This is a genomic window from Deltaproteobacteria bacterium RIFCSPHIGHO2_02_FULL_44_16 (genome assembly GCA_001798185.1).
Taxonomy (GTDB): Bacteria; UBA10199; UBA10199; order 2-02-FULL-44-16; family 2-02-FULL-44-16; genus 2-02-FULL-44-16.
Genome location: MGRM01000005.1, coordinates 81,005 through 102,147, shown reverse-complemented (window position 1 = coordinate 102,147; position 21,143 = coordinate 81,005). Strand labels below are relative to the sequence as shown.

Here is a 21,143-nt window from a genome sequence, read left to right as displayed (position 1 = left end):
CCCCCCCCCCAATATTCGTGGGGGACTCCTCGCAATGACATACGACGGCGTTGTAAACACGCTCTAATAAACTTTCCAATATAACAATGGCCAATTTTTGGGATCAGAATTGTCAATGTCAACAACCGTATGAATATGAACTGAGGTGTCATTCACCTGTCCATGAAGTTTCAGAGTATAAAAACGTTTCACACCCGAAAGAAGTTCCGCAAATCCTTTTCCTTGATTTTGATTCGGGTCTACAGATGGAGGTTGGTCGGGAAAATTTCCCTGTTCAGCCGTAATCGCTGTTTGTACTTTATCGGAAATGACTTGCGGCAATTGCTCGCCTACGGCGCCTGAAGAACATCCCTCGGAGATGGCTTTGAGCAGTCTCTCCATGACCTCAGAGTCGTCGAGGCGCAGAGGTGGAAGACCTGGAGTCATTTCAATATATTTTCGAAGAAGCGCTTTGACGATCTCTTCGTCTGCAGCACAGACATTAATTTTCCCATCCCCATAAATCGTAAACTGCTCTTTTAAAGGTCCAAACCATTGATCCTCAACACCAGCAATATAATGAACTTCGCCTATTGTTTTTATTTTTCCATTTCGAAGAGGATATTTTTTATCATTATAAAGTGAAGTTTCGGGAGAACCACGTTCATACATGGTTTCGTCAGGATCGACCCAATCAGCAATATTACGAACAATGTCTTCAATTTCAATATCGCTTCCTTCAAATAAATTTTTGTAACTTTCTTGCTTCAAAAACCGGATGAAAAATTGAATCTGCTGATCATACGGACTGAGTCTCCCTTCAGAGCGCGTCGTATCAGCGGTTGCAAAAACATTGAGATTTATTTTGGTCGATTCATCAATACACTCGGCATCAAAATCTCCTTCAAAATCTAAAAATTCTTCAGCTCCTTGTTCTTGCGCTAAACTGACCGCTTTTTGCACATCATCAGGAAGTGGCGCTCCTTCTAAGCCTTCACCTAAAAAAACAGCGCGAATGAGACCTGTGGAAAGAGGAAATTGCTGGCAAAGAGGCAAATTCGCCGTATCGCCCAGCATCTGACCTAAATTTTGTCGCTGTACGACTTGCTGATAAATCCGATCATATTTGAGTTCCAAAAGCATAAACTGCAACGCGGATTTGGCAAGATACTCTGCCTGCAACCGATCGCGTTCATTGTAAGCAAGATGAAGCGTCACATTGGTGTTATAGGCAAACTCAACCGTCGCCACGGTTAAAATCGTGATTGCCGTGAGAACGAGCATGAGAGCAATCCCTCGTTCATTGCGACGTTTAAAAAGCAAGCGCACCTCGCGACAAAGGTAAAAAAACAGCTGTTGTAAAATGAAGCGTTTCTCCTTCTGCATCTGGATCGGGAAAGAGAAGTGAGATTCTCACAGCAGAAGGGAGACGATCCTTCCAATCAATCTTTTCGGTATCCCATTCTCGAACCCATTCTTCTTTGCGATCATCATAATATTCAAGCTGAAATTGAAGAAGGCCTTCCGCAAGTGGAAAACCCTTTCCTGGAACTTCTCTTCCTTCTTCAAGCCAAGGAATTTCCATACGCATTAATTGGAATGTCTGATCACGAGCCTCAGAAGGGACAATCGTATACGCGATTCTTGCTTGATCAGACTCTTTTGCATTCTGAAAAAGTCGCATATGCGATAACGTCGTCAATCGAAGCTGATCTTGCTCGCCTCGCTCTTCTCCAATAAAAAAAGTAGTCATTTTTGCTTCTTTGCTTGCTGTCCCGCCCAACGTTATCTGCTGTGTCGAAGGAATCTTTGAAGTGAGAAAAGCTCCGGTGATATCATCGGTAATTTTGCGCAAGGCCACTCGCGCTTGTTGAAACACCATATCGCGGGCTTCCATTTGCTCTTTCGCTCCCAGCATCTGCCACGTCGTACTTTGAATGAGCATCATAATGATCGCCAAGATGACGACCGAAACTAAAACTTCAATGAGGGTAAATCCCTGTTTCATAGTTTAACCATGTGAGTGACCACACTCAGCGATTCTTCCTCATCACCCTCCCCTTCTTTCCAGAGCACGGTCAGTTTTAATTTCCGAACTGATTTGCTAATCTCTTCTGTGAGCTGTTTTCCGATAAAAGATTGAACACTCGCTTCATCACCAACAACTGGCGCTGGAAGCTCAACGCGTTCAACACTCCATTCCCATCGAAAATCGTCATAAGGCTCTTCGAACTTTCCTCCTTCAGATTTTTCATCCGGAAATTCATTACGGCGCATATCCTTTTGAATCTCTATTTCCACTTCCACTATTTTTTGCCGAGCAAGCATTGTTGCTGTGGTCACGAGTTCAGCGCGACGACTGGCTAAAAAAGTATTTCCCTGCGCTGACATCACAGCGGTCAATGCAATCGCAATAAGCGCTGTCGCGACCATAATCTCAAGGAGAGAAAAGCCCTGAGGGCGGCGGCTAGTCATCTTCTAATCTCCGATATTCCTGTTCGATCGTCACTTGTCCTGTAATGGGATTCGTTTTTAACGAGTAATGAACTTCATCATCTTCATCACGAAGATTGATGACTGCTCGTTCGACATATCCATTGGGGAAAAAAGCGATGGTCACTTGTCCATTCTCCACAGCTCCTTCATGATGTTCTACAAACACATCTTTTAAAAAAACACTGTTCGGAAATTTTTGTCCCTTCAATAAATTCTCATGCACTTGAGCAAATTCTGCTTCCTTGCTTTGAAGTGCAACAGATTTTGAATCTTCTTTTTTTTCTTCTTCTTTCTCGGTTTTCTTTTTTGTTTTTTTATTTTTTCCTTCAGAAGGGTCAACGAGAAGATAAGGATCCGAAGTGGCCTCGACCCAATAACTCTGTTTTTCAAAATCAAAGACAAGGCGCAAATAAAGGCCTTCAGTCGCTGCTTTATTATAGAGATAACGAATGGTGGCGCCGAGACGATTTGCCCCACGGTTCATATCGATATCGAGAAAGCGATTTGCCTGTGTGGCGCCAAGCGAAAGAATCAGCCCCACAATGATCATGGCAACGATCAGCTCTAAGAGTGTAAATCCCTTTTTTTTATTCGATTTCAAAGGAGGCGATATCGGCATCTATCTCTTCTCCCCCCTCTTTGCAATCCGCTCCAAGAGAATAGACTTCATACGGATGTCCTTGAAGCCCAGGACTATAATAGATGTAATCACATCCCCACGGATCTTTCGGCATTTTTTTCATATAGCCAGTACTGGAATAACGTTTCGGAGTTCGACCAACATTCGGCTTTGTAAGGAGCGATTGTAAACCCTGTTCTGTCGAAGGAAAAAATCCGGCATCTCTTCGGAAATGTTCTAATGAATCTTCAATCGAACGAATTTGTGTTTTTGCCGTATCGACTTTCGCTTCATCGAGAAAGGACAGCACTTGGGTGGTCACAATGCCACCGATAAAACCAATGATCGCGATCACCACCATAATTTCGATGAGCGTCATACCGCGTGCGTTGTGAAGTATTTTTTTCATCTCTCCTCCCTTATAGAGTTATCAAAGAGTTATCTTGCGAGTTGATTCATCTTGAGCATCGGCAACAAAATCGAAAGCACGATAAAAACAACCACCGCTGCCATAATGAGAATCATCACCGGCTCAAGTAAACTGGTCATTGCTCCTAATGTCGTGTCAACCTCGCCATCATAGGTATCAGCCACGCGTTCGAGCATCGGTTCAAGTTCCCCTGTTTTTTCTCCAATTCCAATCATATGCGTCACAAGCGGAGGAAATTCACCGCTTTTTTTGAGTGTCTCCGCAACGCCTTGTCCTTCACGAACATTATTATGGGTCTCTTCAATTACTTTTTGAAGAATAACATTATTCACAATATTGCGAACAATGTCGAGTGCTCCCAGTAAAGGGACACCACTTCCGATAAGGGTCGAAAGCGTTCTTGAAAAACGAGAGATCGCCACCATGCGATTTAAATTTCCAAAAATAGGAAGTTTCAATTTCATGCGATGCCATTTTTCTTTCCCTTTTGGCGTTCGCACATAGCGTCGAAGAAAATAAATAAAAAAGCCGACCAGCAATGCAAAGAGCCACCAAAAACTCACCAGGGTATTGCTGATACCCAGAAGAATCCGCGTAGGAAGCGGAAGCGTTGCTCCCATATCTGCAAAGACTGCCGTCATTTTCGGAACGACAATTGTGAGCAATAATGTCACCAAGCTAAAACCGACCACTCCCATAATGATGGGATACATCATCGCTCCCATAATTTTACTGCGAAGCTTTGCTTGCCCTTCGGTAAAATCAGCGAGACGCTGCATCACAAGATCTAAAGCACCACTATTCTCACCGGCGTTCACCATGTTGACATAAATTTCACTAAAGATTTTAGGATACGCTTTCATGGCTTCTGAAAGCTTTCCTCCCTCGATCACTTTCTCACGCACTTGCGACAAAACACTTCGCAATTTTACATTTTCGATTTGATCAACAAGCGCTGTGAGAGCATCGACTAAAGGAATGTTTGCAGCCAAGAGCGCTGAAAGCTGTCGCGTCATCGCGGCAACTTCTTGAATCTTCACGCGCTGGAAATATTTTCCCACATCGACATTCATCCCTAAAGAAACTTTTTGTTGTTTTGCTCCTTCAGGCGCAAGCTGTGTTGGAAAAATACCCATCCGTCGAAGCTTCATCCGTGCAGCACGTTCATTCTCTGCATCGATGATGCCTCCAGATTTTTTTCCTTTTGAATCGATTCCTGAATATTCAAAGACAGACATAGAAGATTATCCCGACTCTTCTTGCGTTACGCGCAAGACTTCTGCCACCGTCGTTAAACCCATGACGACCTTTTCAGCTGCATCTTGACGAAGTGTTTTCATTCCTTCTTGAAGCGCTACCTGTTTGATACGTGTTGCATCAGACCCCTTCATGAGCTCAGCACGAATCGCATCTGTAATCATAATCCCTTCATGAATTCCCAAACGCCCGGCGTATCCTGTTTCCATACATTCGGGACAGCCAACCGGTCGAAAAAGATGTCGACCTTGAAGATCTTCAAGTGTCAGTCCAATTTTTTGAAGCTCGTCTTCATCAGGATCGTACGATCGTGCGCAATCACGACACACCGTTCGCACAAGTCGTTGAGCTAAAATGCCGATCACAGACGAGGCCACCAGAAATGGTTCCACCCCCATATCGACTAAACGTGTAATAGAGCTTGCCGCATCGTTCGTATGAAGCGTGGAAAGAACCAAGTGACCGGTCAACGAGGCTTGAATCGCGATTTCAGCGGTCTCACGATCTCGGACTTCACCCACCATGATGATATCTGGATCCTGGCGAAGAAAGGCTCGCAGACACGAAGCAAATGTCAGATCAATCTTTGGATTGACCTGCATCTGATTCACCCCTTTGATCTGATATTCAACAGGATCCTCTGCCGTGAGAATTTTTACTTCATTGGTATTGAGTCGTGAAAGCGCAGCATAGAGGGTGGTTGTTTTACCGGAACCAGTTGGTCCGGTCACAAGCACAATTCCATTTTTATAATCGATCATTCGTTTGAAGATATCGACATTGTAAGTTGAAAATCCAAGGTTATCGACATCCAGAAGAAGTGCGCTTGCATCCAAAAGACGCATGACAACACTTTCACCGTGCGCTGTGGGAATAGTGGAAACACGAATATCGATATCCTTCCCGGCAATTTTAATCCGAATGCGTCCATCTTGAGGAATACGCTTCTCCGCAATATTGAGTTGCGCCATAATTTTCACGCGTGAGATGATGGCATTCTGAGCACGCTTGGGCGGTGTAATAATGTCATAGAGAATTCCATTAATACGAAAACGGACTTTGAGATCGCGTTCAAAAGGTTCGATATGAATATCACTCGCCTTCTGCTTTACCGCACGAAAGAGAAGTGTATTGACCAAACGAATAATTGGCGCTTCATCATCCGCATCGAGAAGATCGACCGGTTCATTAAACTCGCCCACAAGCTCTTCATCTTCTTCGTTGAGCTCATCAATCGCTGCTTCGTCACCAGTGGATTTATTGTACACCGCATTGATGGCATTCAGAATTTCGTAAGAACTGGCAATAACCGGTTTCACATCGTGCTTCAGTAACATGCGAAGATCATCGAGAGCATAAAAATTTGTGGGATCTGCAATGGCAACAACAATCGAGCCATTTTCTCGACGCAGAGGAAGCACCTCGTTTTGCTTTGCGTAACTAATCGGAATACTTTGAACCAGATCTGACGAAATGCTTTCAACCTCGAGTTTATTTTCATAAGGAAATCCAAGCTGAATCGAGAGAGCGCGAAGAATATCCTCGCTTCGAAGAAGTTTCAGTTGAACCAGGGCCTCTCCGAGCCGAATGCCACGCTCACGTTGAACAGCCAAAGCCTGTTCGAGCTGTTCATCCGTCAACGAACTCGTTTCTAATAAAATGGCACCAAGACTTTTCTCTTCCATAGCTTCATCAATATAGCGTAAATACGGAAAAAAACTAGTGGTGCACCATTTTTGCACACCACGCAGGTGATAAAGTTAGTAGGCTAAGTTGAGATCTTCTAACATCCCCTCTTTCGGTAACTCCTTGGGAGCTGATGGAGGGAGAACTCGTTCTTCCTTTTTCTCTTGCTGTAACACGGCTTCAGGAAGCTTATGAGATGGTTGAACGGATGGCACTGAAGCCTTTGGAATGGAAGGGTTTTTTCGTTCTTCAGAAAGGGCAGGGACTGAAGGGGCTGGAGGCGTCATTGTCAGTGGAGTGAGCTCAGAGGTTGGCACTGGAGGGACAAACTCCAAAAGATCAGAGCGATGAGCCGCAAGTGTCTCTTCGATGACGTGGCGTTGGCGCTTTCCATAATTTTCTCGAATAAATTCATTTCGCTGTTCTACTTTACGTTTCATCACGCGTGAGAAATCGGTCGGATCTCGAATCACATGCGGCGTTATAAAAACAAGGAGATTACTTTTAATTGTGCGTGAAGAAGAGGTTTGAAAAAGTAAACCGAGAAGAGGAATGTCACCTAAAACCGGAAATTTACTCTTCGATTTTGTAATATTATCTTCCATTAAACCACCGAGCACAACTGTCTGACCATCTTTGGTAATGACGGTTGTATTAATTTTTCGTTTTCGAGAAGGAGCAGCACCCGTAATCGCATCAGCGCCTCCCGTAAAATTTGAGAGCTCTTGTTCGATTTTGAGACGAACCGAATCTCCTTCATTAATTTGTGGCGTGAGCTTGAGAATAAGCCCCGACTCAAGAGGTGTTGGCTCTGATGTCTGAAGACCAGTCGCAAGTGTTGTGGTTTTTCGTGCATAAATTTTCGACGTAATATTAATTTCTGCTTCTTCGTTATCCAGCGTCAAAATATTGGGTGATGAAATGACATTTGCATCTGAGTACGTCTGCAACAGATTCAAAAATGCTGAATACGCTGGCAACTGAACAGATTGCGTTGTCACTTGCGTTCCTGAAAAAATAGGAACGTCGACCGTAACATTGTCACGCGAGATAACACCGCCAACAAGGCCATCACTTGAAAAGAGAGATCCAAGCCCTCCCGTTGCCGCAAAGGTTTGACCAAATCCAAGGAGCGAACTGAGCGCTCCACCGCCAAATCCCTTCACGCCATAGTTTCCACCTTTATCAATCGAGAGCTCCATAATCATCGATTCAAGATAGACTTGTCGACGTGGAATATCGAGTTTGGAAATAAGTTCATCCACTAAAATACGATAATCTTTTGCAGATGCTGTAATAATTAAGGCGTTTGTTGTTTTGTCCGAAGCAAGCGTAATTCCTCCTTCGAGCTCCGCAATCGCATTCTCTTTTCCCTTCTCCTTCGTGGCGCCTGCCGCTCCGGCCTTCGAGGTAACACCACTCAAGGTCGCTGCGATTTCTTCAGCATTTGCATACTTTAAATAATGAACATGAATTTTTCCCCCTTCACCGTCACCTAAAGGTCGATCAAGCTGAGCGATGATCTCATGAACTTTGTTAATCGCTCGCTGACTGGCCACCACGATCAGAGAGTTCGTCCGAACATCCGGAATAATTTGAGAAACATCTTCAACATCTTCTGGCTGACCTGCAGTTGCAGGACGACGAGCGACTGCGGCTGGTTGGCTTCGCGCACCTTGAGCACTAAAAAGTTGAAGAACAGTTTGCGCAATCTCTTTCGCATCAGCATATTTGATCGTAATAATCTGAACAATTTGCTGCGGACCTTTTTGATCAAGTTCTTTAATGACTTTCATCACACGATCAATATTCGTCCCTGAATCCGTAATGATGAGCGTGTTTGTCGCGGGATATGCAAACATATTTCCAAATTTCGAAATAAGCGGTTTGATGGTATTCGACATCTCAAGAGCGCTGATATTTTGAAGGGTAATAAGTCGAGTGATATAACTATCCGTAAACGGCGTAGAATCGACATGGATCGGAATCGGATAGGAAATAGCATCCTTCAACGCAACGAGTTTAATAATTCCCGCAGGTCCCACCACCGTCGTATACCCCGCAACTTCAAGCGCTGAAAGAAAAGCTTGATAGGCTTCTTCTTTCGTCATCTTCTTTTCAGAAAGAATGGTCACCTTGCCTCGAAGTTTATTATCAATGATAAAATTTCGCCCCGTTGCCTTGCTAATCTGAGCAATCACATCTTTAATCTCTTGATCATTGACATTGAGATAGACCATCTCCTCTTCACCCGCGGTTGCAGGGGTTACCGGTTTTGTTTCTGTGGGAGGTGAAGGTGTTGTGGTTTGTCCTGCCGGCGCTGGTTCAGAAGGAGGAGAACTTGCTTCCGGAAGACGAACACTCCCTTCCGAAGCAGGATCAGGCTCTTGTGCAAAAAGAGAAAATGAAATGAGGAAAAAGCCAAGAAACACAAAATGAATTTTAGCGTATTTCATATTCGAAAGTTTGAGCCTGTCCATGTCGTAAAAGGTCTAAGTTAAACGTCTTTGTATCTTTTAATTGATTAAAAATAGTAAGTCCTTGTTTGGCGTCTAATTCAACGCCATTCACTTTGACGAGAATATCCCCTCGTTTGATGCCAAGCTTGTCAAAAATAGAACCTGTTTTCACATTGAGAATCTTTATACCTGAAACTTTTCCCCCTGAAAAGTTCGGAACTGCGCGAATTTCAGTATAAAGCTGATCAAGGTTTTGCAGGGCTTGATCAATCTCTTTCTGATCAACCACATAATTCCCAGGAACTTCTTGTTTTACCCCCGCTTGTGGAGTAACCGCTTTTTGATTCTCATGTGGAATCGATGCTACGGTTTCTGATCGTTTAGGAGGAGCAAAAATGCTCTCTCCGAACTTTCCTCCGACTTCGGCATATTCCAGTCGACCATTATGCACAAATTCAATCCTGTCAGGAGCAACGCGAACAAGAGTCGTATTCGGTGCAAAACTCTCTTCGTCCCCTACAGCATACACTTTTTGTTCAGTGCTCCCAGAACCTGCAATCGTGGCTGAAGAACGACCATCGCGCCCTTCCCCAACCACAAGCACCCCCAGAACATTTAAACTTAAACTCGTCGGAACTGCTTCCCCTGTCGGAATCAGCTCGTCTTGAATTAATGAATCACGATCTTCACTTTTTACCACTTGCTCAACAGAATCGAAAATATTCCGATCGACAATAACCTTATACTCCTCTTGTTCTTTTTTTTCTCGAACGAAGTCTTCATTCTGAGCTGGTTGGCTAAAGATAGCAATGGAACGATCCAGCTCCAATTTTTGCGCAAGATAAACACCCACAATTTTTGCCGAAAAAAAGGAGGCGACAAGAAGCGCCACAAGATTAAAAATCCACAAATATTGCTTGAGTAACTCCCCCATACCCCTTCTTTCATGCTTGCGGCATTATACTCACTTATTATCGATAAGGTAGAATAAAAACAAATCGAGCGCCTCGGTGTTCTGGAGTTTCAGCCCAGATGAGCCCTCCATGCATCTCCACAAATTGTTTTGCAAGCGCGAGCCCAAGCCCAGTCCCTCCATAGGAACGTGTCATGGAACTATCAGCTTGATGAAACGGTTCGAACACAGCTTCCAGTTCATGACGAGGAATGCCGATACCGGTGTCTGTAATCGAAAACTCAAAAGCTCCGTGTTGGAAATGATGTCGCTTCCCATTGAGCCTTTTTTTCCACACGGTTTTCTCTTCAATCGCTCGCCATGAATCAAAATGACGAAGCGCAATATGAATAGCTCCTCCCTCTGGAGTAAATTTGATCGCGTTTGAAAGAAGATTGAGAATAACTTGCTGAAGTTTTCGCTCATCCCCTTCCAAAAGAGGAATCTCATCAGCCACAATTTCTACTTCTTGATGTTTTTTCTGAATGAGGGAATTGACCAATTTTCGAATGCGACTCAGAAGCGGCAGCGGAGAAAAAGGACGAAGTTCAAGCTGCATTTTTCCTGACTCAATCTTTGCCATATCGAGAAGACTATTAATCATCTCTAATAAATCAGCTCCATTATGAAGAATTTCTCGCACACTCTCTTTTTGTTCATCGGTAAGTTCGCCGAGAACCCCTTCTGTCAATAATTCTGAAAATCCGATGATCGCCGTAAGGGGCGTTCGCAGTTCATGACTCATCGTTGCCAAAAATTCAGATTTCACACGATTGGCTTTTTCTAAACGTTGATTCATACTTCGAAGTTCCTCGATGAGAAGAGCGGCTTCTAATGAAAGCGCTGCTTGGGAGGCAAAGGCTTCCAGTCGCTGCATCGATTCTTCTGCCACAAAACGTTTTTTACTACAGCCAATAAGTGCTCCGAGAACCCGATTCCCCACAACAACAGGAACTGCCACAATTCGCTGAATGCCAAAGAAACGATCAATCTGTTCAATGGTGGAGGTGCGCAACAGACGTGTTCCTTCCACTGCTTCCGCTAAGTTTCTTCGGTACGCAATTTTTTGATGGAGTACCGTTTGCATCAGCGACGTCGAAAGAATTTCAGAAGGGATTGAAACTCGTCGAAGATTTATCCCGAATTGTTTTTCAAATCGACGAACCATTTCATTTTCGTACGATCCAAAAAGCGTCACTTTCTGCTCTTCACCTTTTTCAATTTGAAGAAGAAAAGCTGCTTCGAATTGTAATCCCTCCAATACACCAATGAGCACTTGATCGATGACATCCCGCAATGAAAGCGTTGTCTTGATCGTAGAACTCATACGCTGGAGCGCCGCAAGTTCACGATTACGGGATTCTAATTGTCGCTCTCGACGTTGTGAAAAGGCACTCCCCATTTTCACGGCATACACCGTGAGAAAAAGTCCAGCGACCGCAAAAAAGAAATGGTGCCCGGGAGTATGCGTCTGTAAGGGAACACGATCCCCATACTCAAGAATGAGCGGGGGAAGAAGAGCAGCATGGACAAGAAGTAAAAAAATTCCGTACCAAACAATAGACATCAACGCTAAAACCGCTGCGAGCACATGACTATAAAAAAGTCCTCCAGCCACGACATAAAATATATAGAGCATGAAGTAGTCACTATAAGGGCCCCCAGAGAGATAAATCACCGTCGTGATCGCGGTCAGATCAGCAGCGCAATCGAGAAAGAAAGAGAGCAATAACCATTTTCCTTTGATGACATTGCGAAAACTCACAAGGCTGACCGCAAAACAGATCGTGATCATGATGGTTATGGCTTTTGTTTGTTCAAGGACGTCTCGAAGAAAATAGAGATAAAATGCCCAAAAACCTAAAAAAACAGCCAGTCGCAATTTGACGACAAAGATATGACGCTTTCGGTAATCCGGGAGCGTCCATTTGACGAGTTCTTGGGTTCGGTTCATGAATTTTAGCGTTCATTTGGTACCACAGGGGCGCCAAAAGTGTCAAACAGGCCGGTTGACTTTTTCAAAGGTCACCCCTAGGGTGCGCCTTCATTTATGAATAGCGCGTAACAAAATGAAATGAGATGCGAGGCAGCCTGAGGAAGGCCGGCCGAGTCGTACTGATAAGTACGTCGCAGGCCGTGCCGACGATGGCAACGAAGCAAATCGTTCATTTTGTTACGCGCTCTAAGGAGGAAGTATGGCACGAGTTACCGTAGAAGACTGCTTGGATCAAGTAGAGAATCGTTTTGCCTTGGTTCATATTGCCGCAAGTCGAGTGAAACAAATCTTTAAAGGTTCACGTCCCTTGATTGACTGTAAAAATAGAGAAATCGTCACCGCACTTCGCGAAATCGCAGATGGAAAAGTGGAAATCATTGCGGATGATGGGAACGACAAAGCTGCTTGAGTGAAAAACAAAACGTTCTTCGTTCTTGGGGGAAAATTTACAGTGCAAAATTTTCGCCGGGGTGGCGGAATGGCAGACGCAGTAGACTCAAAATCTACCGGGGGAAACCCCGTGGGGGTTCAAGTCCCTTCCCCGGCACAAAAATTTGAGGACAGTCAAATTTTCCCGAAAAACGAAGAACGAAATGCCGAGGTAGCTCAGTTGGTAGAGCAGCTGATTCGTAATCAGCAGGTCAGGGGTTCAAATCCCCTCTTCGGCTCAACTCACATCAACAGTTTGGGAATTTTTCAATAAATACAAGTTCGGCCATCAATAATTTCAAAAAATTGCCATAGCGAGGTTGAAGTTCATCGGGTTGTTGTCCGGTTAGAGCGCGAGGAGTTCTTTGAGACGACTTGGGCGGAGTGGGTTTGCTTCGGTTTCGCCGCGACAAGCATACCAACATTTCGTACACGCCGGCTTTTTCACTTTTTTGGTAGAGTATTCTGTATAATGCGCAACACGCGGAAGCTCAGAGCACTGCTGGATATATCCATCCGGAGTTACCTGCATCCAAAGTTTGCCGGCATGACAATTACTAATACCACCATTTTGAAAATATTCTGGAATGCGATCGAAATAATAATCCGAATTGCGAATATGTTTTGTTTTTCGTTTGATCTGTTTCAACTCTCCAATGACGCGTTTCAGTTCTTCGAACCTTCCGGGCGTCACCATAAATTCATTCAAATCTTTTTTGAGCGTGCAATAAGAAGAGTAGGAAATTTTTGCTCCCCACTCACGCGCTTTATGCGCCAATGGAATTATATGGTCGAGATTTGATTCCATAATGATCGTATTGAGCACGATATTATATCCACGCTTGGTAAGAGCGGGGACAGTTGCTTCCAGATGCTCGTAAAGCCCCTCAATTTTTCGCTGCTCACTATGTCCATTGCCAATATAGTCGAGGGAGACACTGATCTGATCCACCCCGGCTTTCACCAGTTTCGCCGCAGAAATTTCGTTGAGGAGCGCACCATTGGTGATAATCATCAGATAGTGACAATGAGGCCGAATGCCAGTTAAGAGTTGATCATAGTTATGCCGAAGAAGGGGCTCGCCTCCTGAAACGGAACAAACGAGCGGCTTAAATCGTTTGACGACGTCACTGTAATCTTGAAGCTCACCAGGAGATTCCACCTGCCAACAGGCACAAAAGCTGCATTTGGCATTACAGTGTTTTGTAAACTCAAGATTCAGAAGTTTTGGTCTGTGCGTTAACTTTCCACGAACATAATAAAAAATTCCACGCCATTTAGGGGCTGGGGCATGAACCACCTGATCTCCTGTTTCCATAGAATATTCCTCATGAAAAAACCGTTGTGTGGTTACCATAGGGGGGAGAACCCGTCAAGCCACTGTGGCAAATCTCCTTTACAATTCAGGCATGTTCCTGGTAAACAGCGCCTGACAAAACATGGTGCCCCTATGCAAATGCAACGACGAAACGAAGCTCTTCTTTATGTCCCTTCGGATACTCCCGAAGCTCTCGTGACAGCAACTCGACCTCTGGCAGGAGTCCCTCTCATTATTCGAGGCATTATGACGCTCGCACAGTCGGGGATAAAAGGAATTACCCTGCTTGTAGCTCCTTCTCAACAAAAAAAGATTGAGACCTTTCTTCAACGTTATCGGACGACCCCACTTCCTTCTCTCACGATTCTCTCGTACGACGAACCTTATCGCATGAGTCCGAAGCTTCTGAACGACATGGTGGAAAGTCTGGATCAACGCTTTTTTGTGATCAATAGCAATTTTCTTTTCGATCTTCACCTTTTAAATAGCTTTCATGGTTTGGAAGTCCGTGGTCATGAAATCATGCACTGCCAAGAAGGAGTTCATCCCCTCCCCTTCTTTCGCCTTACACGTTCAGGGTTGAACACTCTTCTTTCTTTTACGACAGAAAAACCACGATCCATTGAAAGTTGTCTCACACATCTTTTAAGCACGCTTTCTTGCCACGTTGTCCAAAAACCAAAAAAAGCAGATTCGTTTTTGGTCATGAAACCTGAAGATCGTCCCATTGCAGAAAAATTTCTTACGGAATCCATTCGACGCGCAACTAATGGAATTGTTGCACGTTGGATCAATAAACGTTTCTCGCTTCCAGTCAGTCTTCTCCTTTCGAAAATATGGGTCAGCCCCAACACGATCACGGTCATCAATATGTGTATTGGCCTTCTCTCTGGAGTTTTTATTGCACATGGAAAGAATTATGCCTCCATTCTCTTGGGAGCTTCCCTTTTCCAATTGGCATCTATCGCGGACGGATGTGACGGAGAAGTCGCAAAGCTCACATTTCGCACAAGTCGTTTTGGTCAATATATCGATACGATTAGTGACAATGCCTCTCTGCTCAGTTTACTTGTCGGTCTCATCTTCGGCTATTGGCAATATACCGGTTCCTCCATTGCCTTTATTGTGGGAGGAACAACTTTACTCGCAACCATCACGATTATTTTATTTCAACTCTACACGCTTCGAAAATTTACGACGTCGAAAAGTCTTGCCATCTATCATAAAGAATTTCTTCCCCGAATTATGATCCATCAACCTCGCTGGCTTGGCACGTTCATTCAGCTCGGAAAATTTGTGGTGATGAAAGATTTCTTTTCGCTGGCAATTTTTCTCTTCGCTCTTTTTGGAATTATCTACTGGTGGCTTTATATCGCTCTTGTTGCTTCTCTCGTCGGCGTCCTTATTACGGGATATCTCGCGTTCTCTCAGGTGATGCCGCAAGCTTTAACATCACAGGTTTCGTTTCGCAAAACTTCACCCTCAACCTTAACGACAACGTTATGAAAAAACAAAAAAAGGTGATCATTTTCGATTTAGATGGAACGCTTGTGGACTCGATGGGAGCATTTGCGGATATCGCAGCTCACGTCATGCATTCTTATTACACGATTGATTCTCAAAAAGCTCGCCAGCTTTATCTCGAAACATCCGGACTCCCTTTTCATGATCAACTTGAAAAACTTTTTCCCGAAAATCCATTGAATAAAAAAGCGGTCAAAGCATTTGAAACAAGAAAAAAAAATGCTTACTTTGAAACCAAGGCGTACGCTGACACCATTGAAACGTTGCAAGCGTTGAAGCAAAAAAAACTTAAAGTCGTTGTCTCTTCCAATAATTTCCAAGATTTGGCAGATCAATATCTGCACAAGGCAGGCATTAAACCTGACTTAGTTTTGGGATGGAAGCCGAATTTCTCCAAAGGAGAAGCTCATTTTTCTTACATTCAAGAACAACTTGGAGTTGGACGCGATGAAATGATGTTTATCGGCGATTCTCTTCATGATGGTGAGCGCGCGCAAGAAGCTGGCATCGACTTTATCGGAAAAACAGGAACCTTCACGAGCGACGATTTTCAGCGTCATTTTCCACGCAGCCCCACCATTACAAAACTTTCGGAACTCAAAAGAGTTTTCTCCACATGAAAGCAATCGTCCTTGCTGCGGGAACAGGAACGCGTCTCGGCACATTAACACAGGATCGACCAAAAGCGCTTGTACGCGTTGCTCAGCGTGAGCTCATTCTTCGAGTTTTTGATTTTCTCAATCATCCCGAAATAACGCACACCACCGTCATTGTCGGATACGGTGAACCTGTCTTTCGTCGCTTTTTACAACAACATGCTCCTGACGTCGAAATTATTTCGAATCCTGATTTTATGCAGGGAAGTATTCTTTCGGTCATGAAGGCTTTTCCCGCAATGACCGATGATTTTTTATTGATGAATGTAGATCATATCTATCCTCAGCGACTTTTTCGTTCATTACTTCAGCAACCAAAAGGACTTTCTGCTGTTTGTGATTTTGATCGGCAACTGGGTCCGGACGATATGAAGGTCAAAAAAGACAAAGAAGGATTTCTCTCTCATATCCACAAACAACTTCAAACCTATGACGGAGGATATATCGGAATGACGTTGTGTGATGCTCCTTCAATTCCTCACTATCAACACGCAGCTGAAAAACTTCTCACCCAGAAAGGCGCGCAAGCGCCGGTGGAGTGGATTTTAGGACTCCTTGCTCAACAAGGCGAAAAAATTTCTCTCTGTGACGTCTCTGGAATGTCATGGCTTGAAATTGATGATGAGCAGGACCTTGCACGTGCTGAAAAAATTCTTCAGACAGAGAAGGATTTTCTTCGATGAGCCTAGCACGTTCTTTTCGTTATCTTTTCTTCATCGTCGGTGTCGGGTTATTATTTCTTCTCATTCAGAAGATTGGTCTCAAAACAATTGTGTTCGACATTCGGATGATTGGCTGGAGATTTTTCCCTCTCTTCTGCATCAGTTTTCTCTGGTACCTCTTCTACACATACGGATGGAATCAATTTCTCAAACGAACCACAGGGAAAATTCGTTTCGCAGAACTTTTCCGCATCAAAATTGCGGGAGAAGCCGTTAATGTGTTGACCCCAGTGAATTTCGTGGGTGGAGACCCCATGCGGATTTATATGCTGAAACGCAATATTCCGGTCACGGAAGCTGCGGCCTCTGTGGTCGTTGATCGAACGCTCCATAGCATGGCAACGCTCCTTGTTGTGGTCATCGGAATTATTATTTCCTTTCTGACGCTCGATCATTTACCGGAAAATATTCAATATGGAGTTCCGATCGTTTTGTGCATTGCGCTTCTTTTCATCGGCTTTATTTTTGTTCATCAGCGGCGCGGAATTTTTAGTTTTTTTCTCTCTTTTTGTCAGAAAATTGGAATTGAACGAAAGTTTTCAGAAAAAACAATTCAACGTTTCGAAGAACTTGATAGCCATATCATCGATTTCTATCAATCGCATCATCGTGATTTTCTCATTGCTCTTGGCGCGCATACATTAGGTCGCTTTTTAGGAGTCGTTGAAATTTATGTGGTCGGTCGAATTGTTTCCGATGACTTCACTCTTTTTGCGGCTCTTGTTTTATGCGCTTTAGCTCCGATGATTAATCTCCTTTTCACCTTTGTCCCCGGAGCTTTGGGTATTTTGGAAGGAGCTTATAGTGGCGTCCTCTATCTCCTCGGATTCGATCCTTCTTTAGGAATCACTATTCAGGTGGCAAAACGTTTACGAGCTGGCTGCTGGGTAGCGCTTGGGCTTTTGTTTCTTGGCGCCGAAACACGAAAAAAAGCGTATGAAGAAAAATTTGAAGAGGCCTAGAGTCTGTTTGAAAAGGATGTCATCGCGAGCCCAAAGGGCGTGGCGATCTCCTGAAATCACTGTCTACAGGAGATTGCTTCGTCGCTCTGCTCCTCGCAATGACATACAAGCGCTTTGAAAATGCACTCTTGAATGGTTATGCATTCTTGGTTTCGCTCTCCTCAGAAGAAGCAAAGATTTTTTGGTAGGTAGGATCAATTTCAACGACATTAATAATACTTTCCGTAATTTCTTCGATCATATCAGGATCAGTTGTTTTGAAGTTTTCTCCCACAATTTTCCAGACCGTACGGCGAATATGTTTTTTCATGTTATCCCGTTTCACATACGGCATACCAACGCGAACGAGGTTTTCAAGCTCTGCCCTTCTTTGAGCAGCTTCTTCCGACAAAACACGATGAGCAACATCAACGCCTGGCGGCGCTTCATATCTCTCTTTTTTCTCGGTTTCAAGAGCCGCCTGCTGTGTCACTTCAGGAGAGAAGAGATTCACAATATTATGGAAAATTTTGCCGATCATATGCACCATATCCCTTTCACTCTTCTTATCGCAGGTGCATTCTCAAAAGTTGCTTCTTTATTTAAAATAAATACAAAAAATATTCGCTTGATAAATGAAGTGGGCAAAGTTAACACCAACACACGAAATTTCACGATTATGGAGAGAACGTTATGCGACAAAATGTATCGACGATTGCACCAGCAGAAGGACGTTTAGGCATCCTTTTAGTAGGTCTTGGCGCTGTCAGTACCACCTTTATAGCCGGGGTTGAAGCCATTCGGAATCATGGCCGAAAGCCAATCGGATCTTTAACCCAAATGGGGACCATTCGCCTTGGGAAAAGAACAGAACATCGCAGTCCTTTAGTCAAAGACTTTGTTCCTCTTGCCGATTTAAACGACCTTGTTTTTGGGGCATGGGATATTTTCCCTGATAATGCATATGAAGCTGCAAAAAAAGCCGGGGTTCTTCGTCCTCACGATTTAGAAGAACTCAAAGAACCTCTCTCGAAAATCTCTCCTTTTAAAGGAGCATTTGAAAAAACGTGGGTCAAAAAACTCGATGGGACGCATACCAAGCAAGCTTCGACCAAACGTAAACTGGTTGAGGGACTTATCGCAGACATCAAAAAATTTGAAGACCACAATCGTGTCTCACGTTCCGTCATGGTCTGGTGCGGATCGACCGAGGTCTTTACTGCTGTAAAGCCGGTGCATCAAACACTCGCTGCTTTTGAAAAAGGACTCGATCAAAATGATCCGGATATTTCTCCTTCTATGCTGTATGCTTATGCAGCTCTCTCATTAGGGATTCCTTATGCCAATGGAGCTCCGAACTTAACGGTCGATGCTCCCGCCATCCATGAGCTGGCAGAAAAAAATGGCGTTCCTATTTCGGGAAAAGATTTCAAAACAGGTCAAACGTTGATCAAAACGATTTTAGCGCCAGGATTTCGTGCCCGTTTATTAGGACTCAATGGTTGGTTCTCCACCAATATTTTAGGCAATCGAGATGGAGAAGTGTTGGACGATCCTGGTTCCTTCAAATCAAAAGAAGAGAGCAAGCTCTCTGTCTTAGAAACTATTTTGCAACCTGATCTCAATCCCGATCTCTATGGCGATATGCATCACAAAGTCCGCATTCATTACTATCCTCCACGAGGTGATAACAAAGAGGGATGGGACAACATCGATATCTTTGGATGGATGGGCTACCCGATGCAAATCAAGGTTAACTTTCTCTGCCGCGATTCCATTCTCGCAGCTCCTCTGGTTTTAGATTTGGCTCTTTTTATGGATCTCGCAAAACGAGCAAAGCTGAAAGGAATTCAGGAGTGGCTCTCCTTCTATTACAAATCTCCGATGGTTGCCGCTGGTCTCTATCCAGAGCACAATCTTTTCATTCAAGAAATGAAACTCAAAAATACGCTTCGCTATCTGATGGGTGAAGAGCAAATTACGCATTTGGGACGAGAATATTACGAAACCTAGGGTCTTGACCCTAGGGTCGAGACCCTAAATTCGTTTGGGCAATCGAACCGTTTGCAATTTCTTTTTTATCTTCCAATACACCGTGAGCGGTTCTCCTTTTTGTCGCCACGCACGACAAAAAAGTTGGCGTATCTCTTTTTTGCTGATCACGTTGTCCATAAGGCCATAATAAAGCTTTTCTCCCAGCATATATCCAAGCGCATGCGTCACTGAAATAAACAGATCCATTCGAGTCGCAAAAATATCAGCATATTCAAGCGGCTTCCCTTTTTGCTCGTGGCGAAGATATTCCAGAATGAGATGCGCTGATTCCTGTTCTAATCGACGATCCACTGGAACATGAATGCTTTCAAAATACGCAACGAGTTCGCGAAAATCCTGTTCATGGGGACATTTACGTTTATGATTAATAATTTTCGATCCCCAAAACCCAAGAGCTTCATGAAGAATATTGGCATAGAAAGCATCAATGAGTTCGCGAGGCGACTCTGATCCTGAACAGACATGCTTCATAAAATGCGACGCTTCTTCTGCAGCGTGATTGAGAGAGAGCGTTGCTAAATAAACAAAACGGGTTTTCGCAATAAAATAACTTTCGCTCGAAAGAATTTGATGTTTAATGGTTTCGATCTCTTCTTTTGAAAAAACTTTTGCTTCGCGCAGCCGTTTCAAAAAGCTTAAATCTCCAGCGGTAAACACTTCGACCGATTCCAAATCTTTTTGTTTGATGCGCATTCCGAGAAAAGTTGAAATTTGCTCGACGAGTTCCAAAAAACTTTGTCGAACGTTTCCATAATCGATTTCACCCTCTTCATGGTCGAGCCAATTGAGATAGGACTGTTGAGCAATAATCGGCGGAGTATGCATGCGACAGTAACTGCGGTCATCGACGTAGACCACTTCCACCCGATCTTGAAGTTCTTCTTTTGCAAGTTTCCAGTAGATCGGAACACTGTTTTGATAAAGAATGATGTCGCGATACGAAAGATGCGCTTTTTTCATTTCCCGTTTTACATCACGGGGAAGATGAGGAGGAGCAATATGCAAGTCTCCAATAAAAACAAAAAACTTTTTTTGCGGATGTTCTTGTTGTAATCGAGCAATCAATTTTGCAGTGGCACGATCCCGCTCACGGACTGTGGATCCATAAGGCGCTGCATCAATCGCTTGAATAGGAATATGATGATAACGACAAAAATCAAAAATAGGTTTAAAATTTTCCCATAAATCAAAAACCCAATGTTCTTTCAGCTTCACGCGTTGAAGAAACGTTTTTTCCGTGATTTTTCCCGCTAGATAACGATCAATAAAAGGTTGGTAACGTTCATGAAAGAGTTCGAGTCCAACAATGAAATGGGGATCTTCCACAACAGTCGTTTTTAAAATGCGCAAAAACGAACGTTGGGATTGATTGAGTGTATGATAATCGCCAACATAAATGATATCCGCGCGTAAAAGCGCTTTGACCATCTGTTCATGACTGGAAAGCGTACGATAATCTCGGACATACTGAGAATACGAACGTTCATACTGATCAAAACCAGGCTCTTCAACTAAGACAGAGCTTTCAATCACGTCCCGGTTACGTCGATAAAGACGTTGATGAAGCTTTAATAACTCTTCGCGCGGTGATGGCATCTTTCGTTTACTTGACATTTAAAGGCCT

At 43.8% G+C, this 21,143-nt stretch carries 19 protein-coding genes and 2 tRNA genes; 8 read left to right on the top strand and 13 right to left on the bottom strand.

The genetic code is table 11. The features are described 5' to 3' along the window. Nucleotides 1-63: 63 nt before the first annotated feature. The 10 genes from A3C46_06150 to A3C46_06105 form a co-directional block, all read right to left on the bottom strand. Nucleotides 64-1,302: a hypothetical protein gene (locus tag A3C46_06150; protein OGQ23371.1), complete on the bottom strand. Its 1,239-nt coding sequence runs from the start codon at nucleotides 1,300-1,302 to the stop codon at nucleotides 64-66. Further along, on the bottom strand, nucleotides 1,292-1,987 hold the full coding sequence (locus A3C46_06145) for a hypothetical protein (protein OGQ23370.1): 696 nt from the start codon (nucleotides 1,985-1,987) through the stop codon (nucleotides 1,292-1,294). The genes A3C46_06150 and A3C46_06145 overlap by 11 nt, the downstream gene beginning before the upstream one ends. Continuing rightward, the gene (locus A3C46_06140) at nucleotides 1,984-2,454 is read right to left on the bottom strand and encodes a hypothetical protein (GenBank protein OGQ23369.1); all 471 of its coding nucleotides are present in this window, start codon (nucleotides 2,452-2,454) and stop codon (nucleotides 1,984-1,986) included. Before A3C46_06140 ends, A3C46_06145 begins: the two co-directional genes overlap by 4 nt. Beyond that, complete coding sequence (locus A3C46_06135) at nucleotides 2,447-3,094, bottom strand: hypothetical protein (protein OGQ23368.1); 648 nt, start codon at nucleotides 3,092-3,094, stop codon at nucleotides 2,447-2,449. Before A3C46_06135 ends, A3C46_06140 begins: the two co-directional genes overlap by 8 nt. Further along, complete coding sequence (locus A3C46_06130) at nucleotides 3,063-3,503, bottom strand: type II secretion system protein GspG (GenBank protein ID OGQ23367.1); 441 nt, start codon at nucleotides 3,501-3,503, stop codon at nucleotides 3,063-3,065. Before A3C46_06130 ends, A3C46_06135 begins: the two co-directional genes overlap by 32 nt. A gap of 29 nt (nucleotides 3,504-3,532) precedes the next feature. After that, nucleotides 3,533-4,762, bottom strand: coding sequence for a type II secretion system protein GspF (locus tag A3C46_06125; protein OGQ23366.1), 1,230 nt, complete (start codon nucleotides 4,760-4,762; stop codon nucleotides 3,533-3,535). 6 nt (nucleotides 4,763-4,768) lie between these two features. Then, the gene (locus A3C46_06120) at nucleotides 4,769-6,466 is read right to left on the bottom strand and encodes a type II secretion system protein GspE (GenBank protein OGQ23365.1); all 1,698 of its coding nucleotides are present in this window, start codon (nucleotides 6,464-6,466) and stop codon (nucleotides 4,769-4,771) included. 75 nt (nucleotides 6,467-6,541) lie between these two features. After that, complete coding sequence (locus A3C46_06115; protein ID OGQ23364.1) at nucleotides 6,542-8,947, bottom strand: type II secretion system protein GspD; 2,406 nt, start codon at nucleotides 8,945-8,947, stop codon at nucleotides 6,542-6,544. Then, nucleotides 8,910-9,860 (bottom strand): hypothetical protein, encoded by a 951-nt coding sequence (locus tag A3C46_06110; protein OGQ23363.1) that lies wholly within the window; start codon nucleotides 9,858-9,860, stop codon nucleotides 8,910-8,912. Before A3C46_06110 ends, A3C46_06115 begins: the two co-directional genes overlap by 38 nt. A 37-nt stretch (nucleotides 9,861-9,897) precedes the next feature. Continuing rightward, nucleotides 9,898-11,832 (bottom strand): hypothetical protein, encoded by a 1,935-nt coding sequence (locus A3C46_06105; GenBank protein OGQ23362.1) that lies wholly within the window; start codon nucleotides 11,830-11,832, stop codon nucleotides 9,898-9,900. Nucleotides 11,833-12,073: 241 nt separating this feature from the next. Between A3C46_06105 and A3C46_06100 the strand changes: the two genes are divergently transcribed. From A3C46_06100 to A3C46_06090, 3 genes are all read left to right on the top strand, one after another. Then, nucleotides 12,074-12,283: a DNA-directed RNA polymerase subunit omega gene (locus A3C46_06100; GenBank protein OGQ23361.1), complete on the top strand. Its 210-nt coding sequence runs from the start codon at nucleotides 12,074-12,076 to the stop codon at nucleotides 12,281-12,283. Nucleotides 12,284-12,338: 55 nt separating this feature from the next. Continuing rightward, nucleotides 12,339-12,424: transfer RNA gene (locus A3C46_06095), tRNA-Leu, on the top strand. A gap of 45 nt (nucleotides 12,425-12,469) precedes the next feature. Continuing rightward, a tRNA-Thr gene (locus A3C46_06090) sits at nucleotides 12,470-12,545 on the top strand. 104 nt (nucleotides 12,546-12,649) lie between these two features. Here A3C46_06090 and A3C46_06085 read toward each other — a convergent pair. Beyond that, the gene (locus A3C46_06085; GenBank protein ID OGQ23360.1) at nucleotides 12,650-13,621 is read right to left on the bottom strand and encodes a hypothetical protein; all 972 of its coding nucleotides are present in this window, start codon (nucleotides 13,619-13,621) and stop codon (nucleotides 12,650-12,652) included. 132 nt (nucleotides 13,622-13,753) lie between these two features. Here A3C46_06085 and A3C46_06080 point away from each other — a divergent pair, with 132 nt between their 5' ends. The 4 genes from A3C46_06080 to A3C46_06065 are packed head-to-tail and all read left to right on the top strand — an operon-like array spanning nucleotide 13,754 to nucleotide 17,485. Next, the gene (locus A3C46_06080; GenBank protein OGQ23359.1) at nucleotides 13,754-15,127 is read left to right on the top strand and encodes a hypothetical protein; all 1,374 of its coding nucleotides are present in this window, start codon (nucleotides 13,754-13,756) and stop codon (nucleotides 15,125-15,127) included. Further along, complete coding sequence (locus A3C46_06075; GenBank protein ID OGQ23358.1) at nucleotides 15,124-15,765, top strand: hypothetical protein; 642 nt, start codon at nucleotides 15,124-15,126, stop codon at nucleotides 15,763-15,765. Before A3C46_06080 ends, A3C46_06075 begins: the two co-directional genes overlap by 4 nt. Next, nucleotides 15,762-16,484 (top strand): hypothetical protein, encoded by a 723-nt coding sequence (locus A3C46_06070; GenBank protein OGQ23357.1) that lies wholly within the window; start codon nucleotides 15,762-15,764, stop codon nucleotides 16,482-16,484. Before A3C46_06075 ends, A3C46_06070 begins: the two co-directional genes overlap by 4 nt. Then, nucleotides 16,481-17,485 (top strand): hypothetical protein, encoded by a 1,005-nt coding sequence (locus tag A3C46_06065; GenBank protein OGQ23356.1) that lies wholly within the window; start codon nucleotides 16,481-16,483, stop codon nucleotides 17,483-17,485. Before A3C46_06070 ends, A3C46_06065 begins: the two co-directional genes overlap by 4 nt. Nucleotides 17,486-17,621: 136 nt before the next feature. On the opposite strand, the gene A3C46_06060 is transcribed toward A3C46_06065, so the two are convergent. Beyond that, nucleotides 17,622-18,014 (bottom strand): hypothetical protein, encoded by a 393-nt coding sequence (locus A3C46_06060; protein ID OGQ23355.1) that lies wholly within the window; start codon nucleotides 18,012-18,014, stop codon nucleotides 17,622-17,624. 143 nt (nucleotides 18,015-18,157) lie between these two features. Between A3C46_06060 and A3C46_06055 the strand changes: the two genes are divergently transcribed. Next, the gene (locus A3C46_06055) at nucleotides 18,158-19,477 is read left to right on the top strand and encodes an inositol-3-phosphate synthase (GenBank protein ID OGQ23354.1); all 1,320 of its coding nucleotides are present in this window, start codon (nucleotides 18,158-18,160) and stop codon (nucleotides 19,475-19,477) included. Between the two features lie 24 nt (nucleotides 19,478-19,501). On the opposite strand, the gene A3C46_06050 is transcribed toward A3C46_06055, so the two are convergent. Then, a complete protein-coding gene (locus A3C46_06050; protein ID OGQ23353.1) occupies nucleotides 19,502-21,115 on the bottom strand; it encodes a hypothetical protein in 1,614 nt (537 codons plus the stop codon). Nucleotides 21,116-21,143 lie beyond the last annotated feature (28 nt).

Bases quoted from the DNA above. Each gene is read 5' to 3' on its own strand.
- A3C46_06100 (OGQ23361.1), top strand. From the start codon at position 12,074: ATGGCACGAGTTACCGTAGAAGACTGCTTGGATCAAGTAGAGAATCGT.
- A3C46_06105 (OGQ23362.1), bottom strand. From the start codon at position 11,832: ATGAACCGAACCCAAGAACTCGTCAAATGGACGCTCCCGGATTACCGA.
- A3C46_06140 (OGQ23369.1), bottom strand. From the start codon at position 2,454: ATGACTAGCCGCCGCCCTCAGGGCTTTTCTCTCCTTGAGATTATGGTC.
- A3C46_06065 (OGQ23356.1), top strand. From the start codon at position 16,481: ATGAGCCTAGCACGTTCTTTTCGTTATCTTTTCTTCATCGTCGGTGTC.
- A3C46_06135 (OGQ23368.1), bottom strand. From the start codon at position 3,094: ATGCCGATATCGCCTCCTTTGAAATCGAATAAAAAAAAGGGATTTACA.
- A3C46_06110 (OGQ23363.1), bottom strand. From the start codon at position 9,860: ATGGGGGAGTTACTCAAGCAATATTTGTGGATTTTTAATCTTGTGGCG.
- A3C46_06120 (OGQ23365.1), bottom strand. From the start codon at position 6,466: ATGGAAGAGAAAAGTCTTGGTGCCATTTTATTAGAAACGAGTTCGTTG.
- A3C46_06125 (OGQ23366.1), bottom strand. From the start codon at position 4,762: ATGTCTGTCTTTGAATATTCAGGAATCGATTCAAAAGGAAAAAAATCT.
- A3C46_06080 (OGQ23359.1), top strand. From the start codon at position 13,754: ATGCAAATGCAACGACGAAACGAAGCTCTTCTTTATGTCCCTTCGGAT.
- A3C46_06130 (OGQ23367.1), bottom strand. From the start codon at position 3,503: ATGAAAAAAATACTTCACAACGCACGCGGTATGACGCTCATCGAAATT.
- A3C46_06075 (OGQ23358.1), top strand. From the start codon at position 15,124: ATGAAAAAACAAAAAAAGGTGATCATTTTCGATTTAGATGGAACGCTT.
- A3C46_06115 (OGQ23364.1), bottom strand. From the start codon at position 8,947: ATGGACAGGCTCAAACTTTCGAATATGAAATACGCTAAAATTCATTTT.
- A3C46_06085 (OGQ23360.1), bottom strand. From the start codon at position 13,621: ATGGAAACAGGAGATCAGGTGGTTCATGCCCCAGCCCCTAAATGGCGT.
- A3C46_06050 (OGQ23353.1), bottom strand. From the start codon at position 21,115: ATGCCATCACCGCGCGAAGAGTTATTAAAGCTTCATCAACGTCTTTAT.
- A3C46_06060 (OGQ23355.1), bottom strand. From the start codon at position 18,014: ATGGTGCATATGATCGGCAAAATTTTCCATAATATTGTGAATCTCTTC.
- A3C46_06055 (OGQ23354.1), top strand. From the start codon at position 18,158: ATGCGACAAAATGTATCGACGATTGCACCAGCAGAAGGACGTTTAGGC.
- A3C46_06070 (OGQ23357.1), top strand. From the start codon at position 15,762: ATGAAAGCAATCGTCCTTGCTGCGGGAACAGGAACGCGTCTCGGCACA.
- A3C46_06145 (OGQ23370.1), bottom strand. From the start codon at position 1,987: ATGAAACAGGGATTTACCCTCATTGAAGTTTTAGTTTCGGTCGTCATC.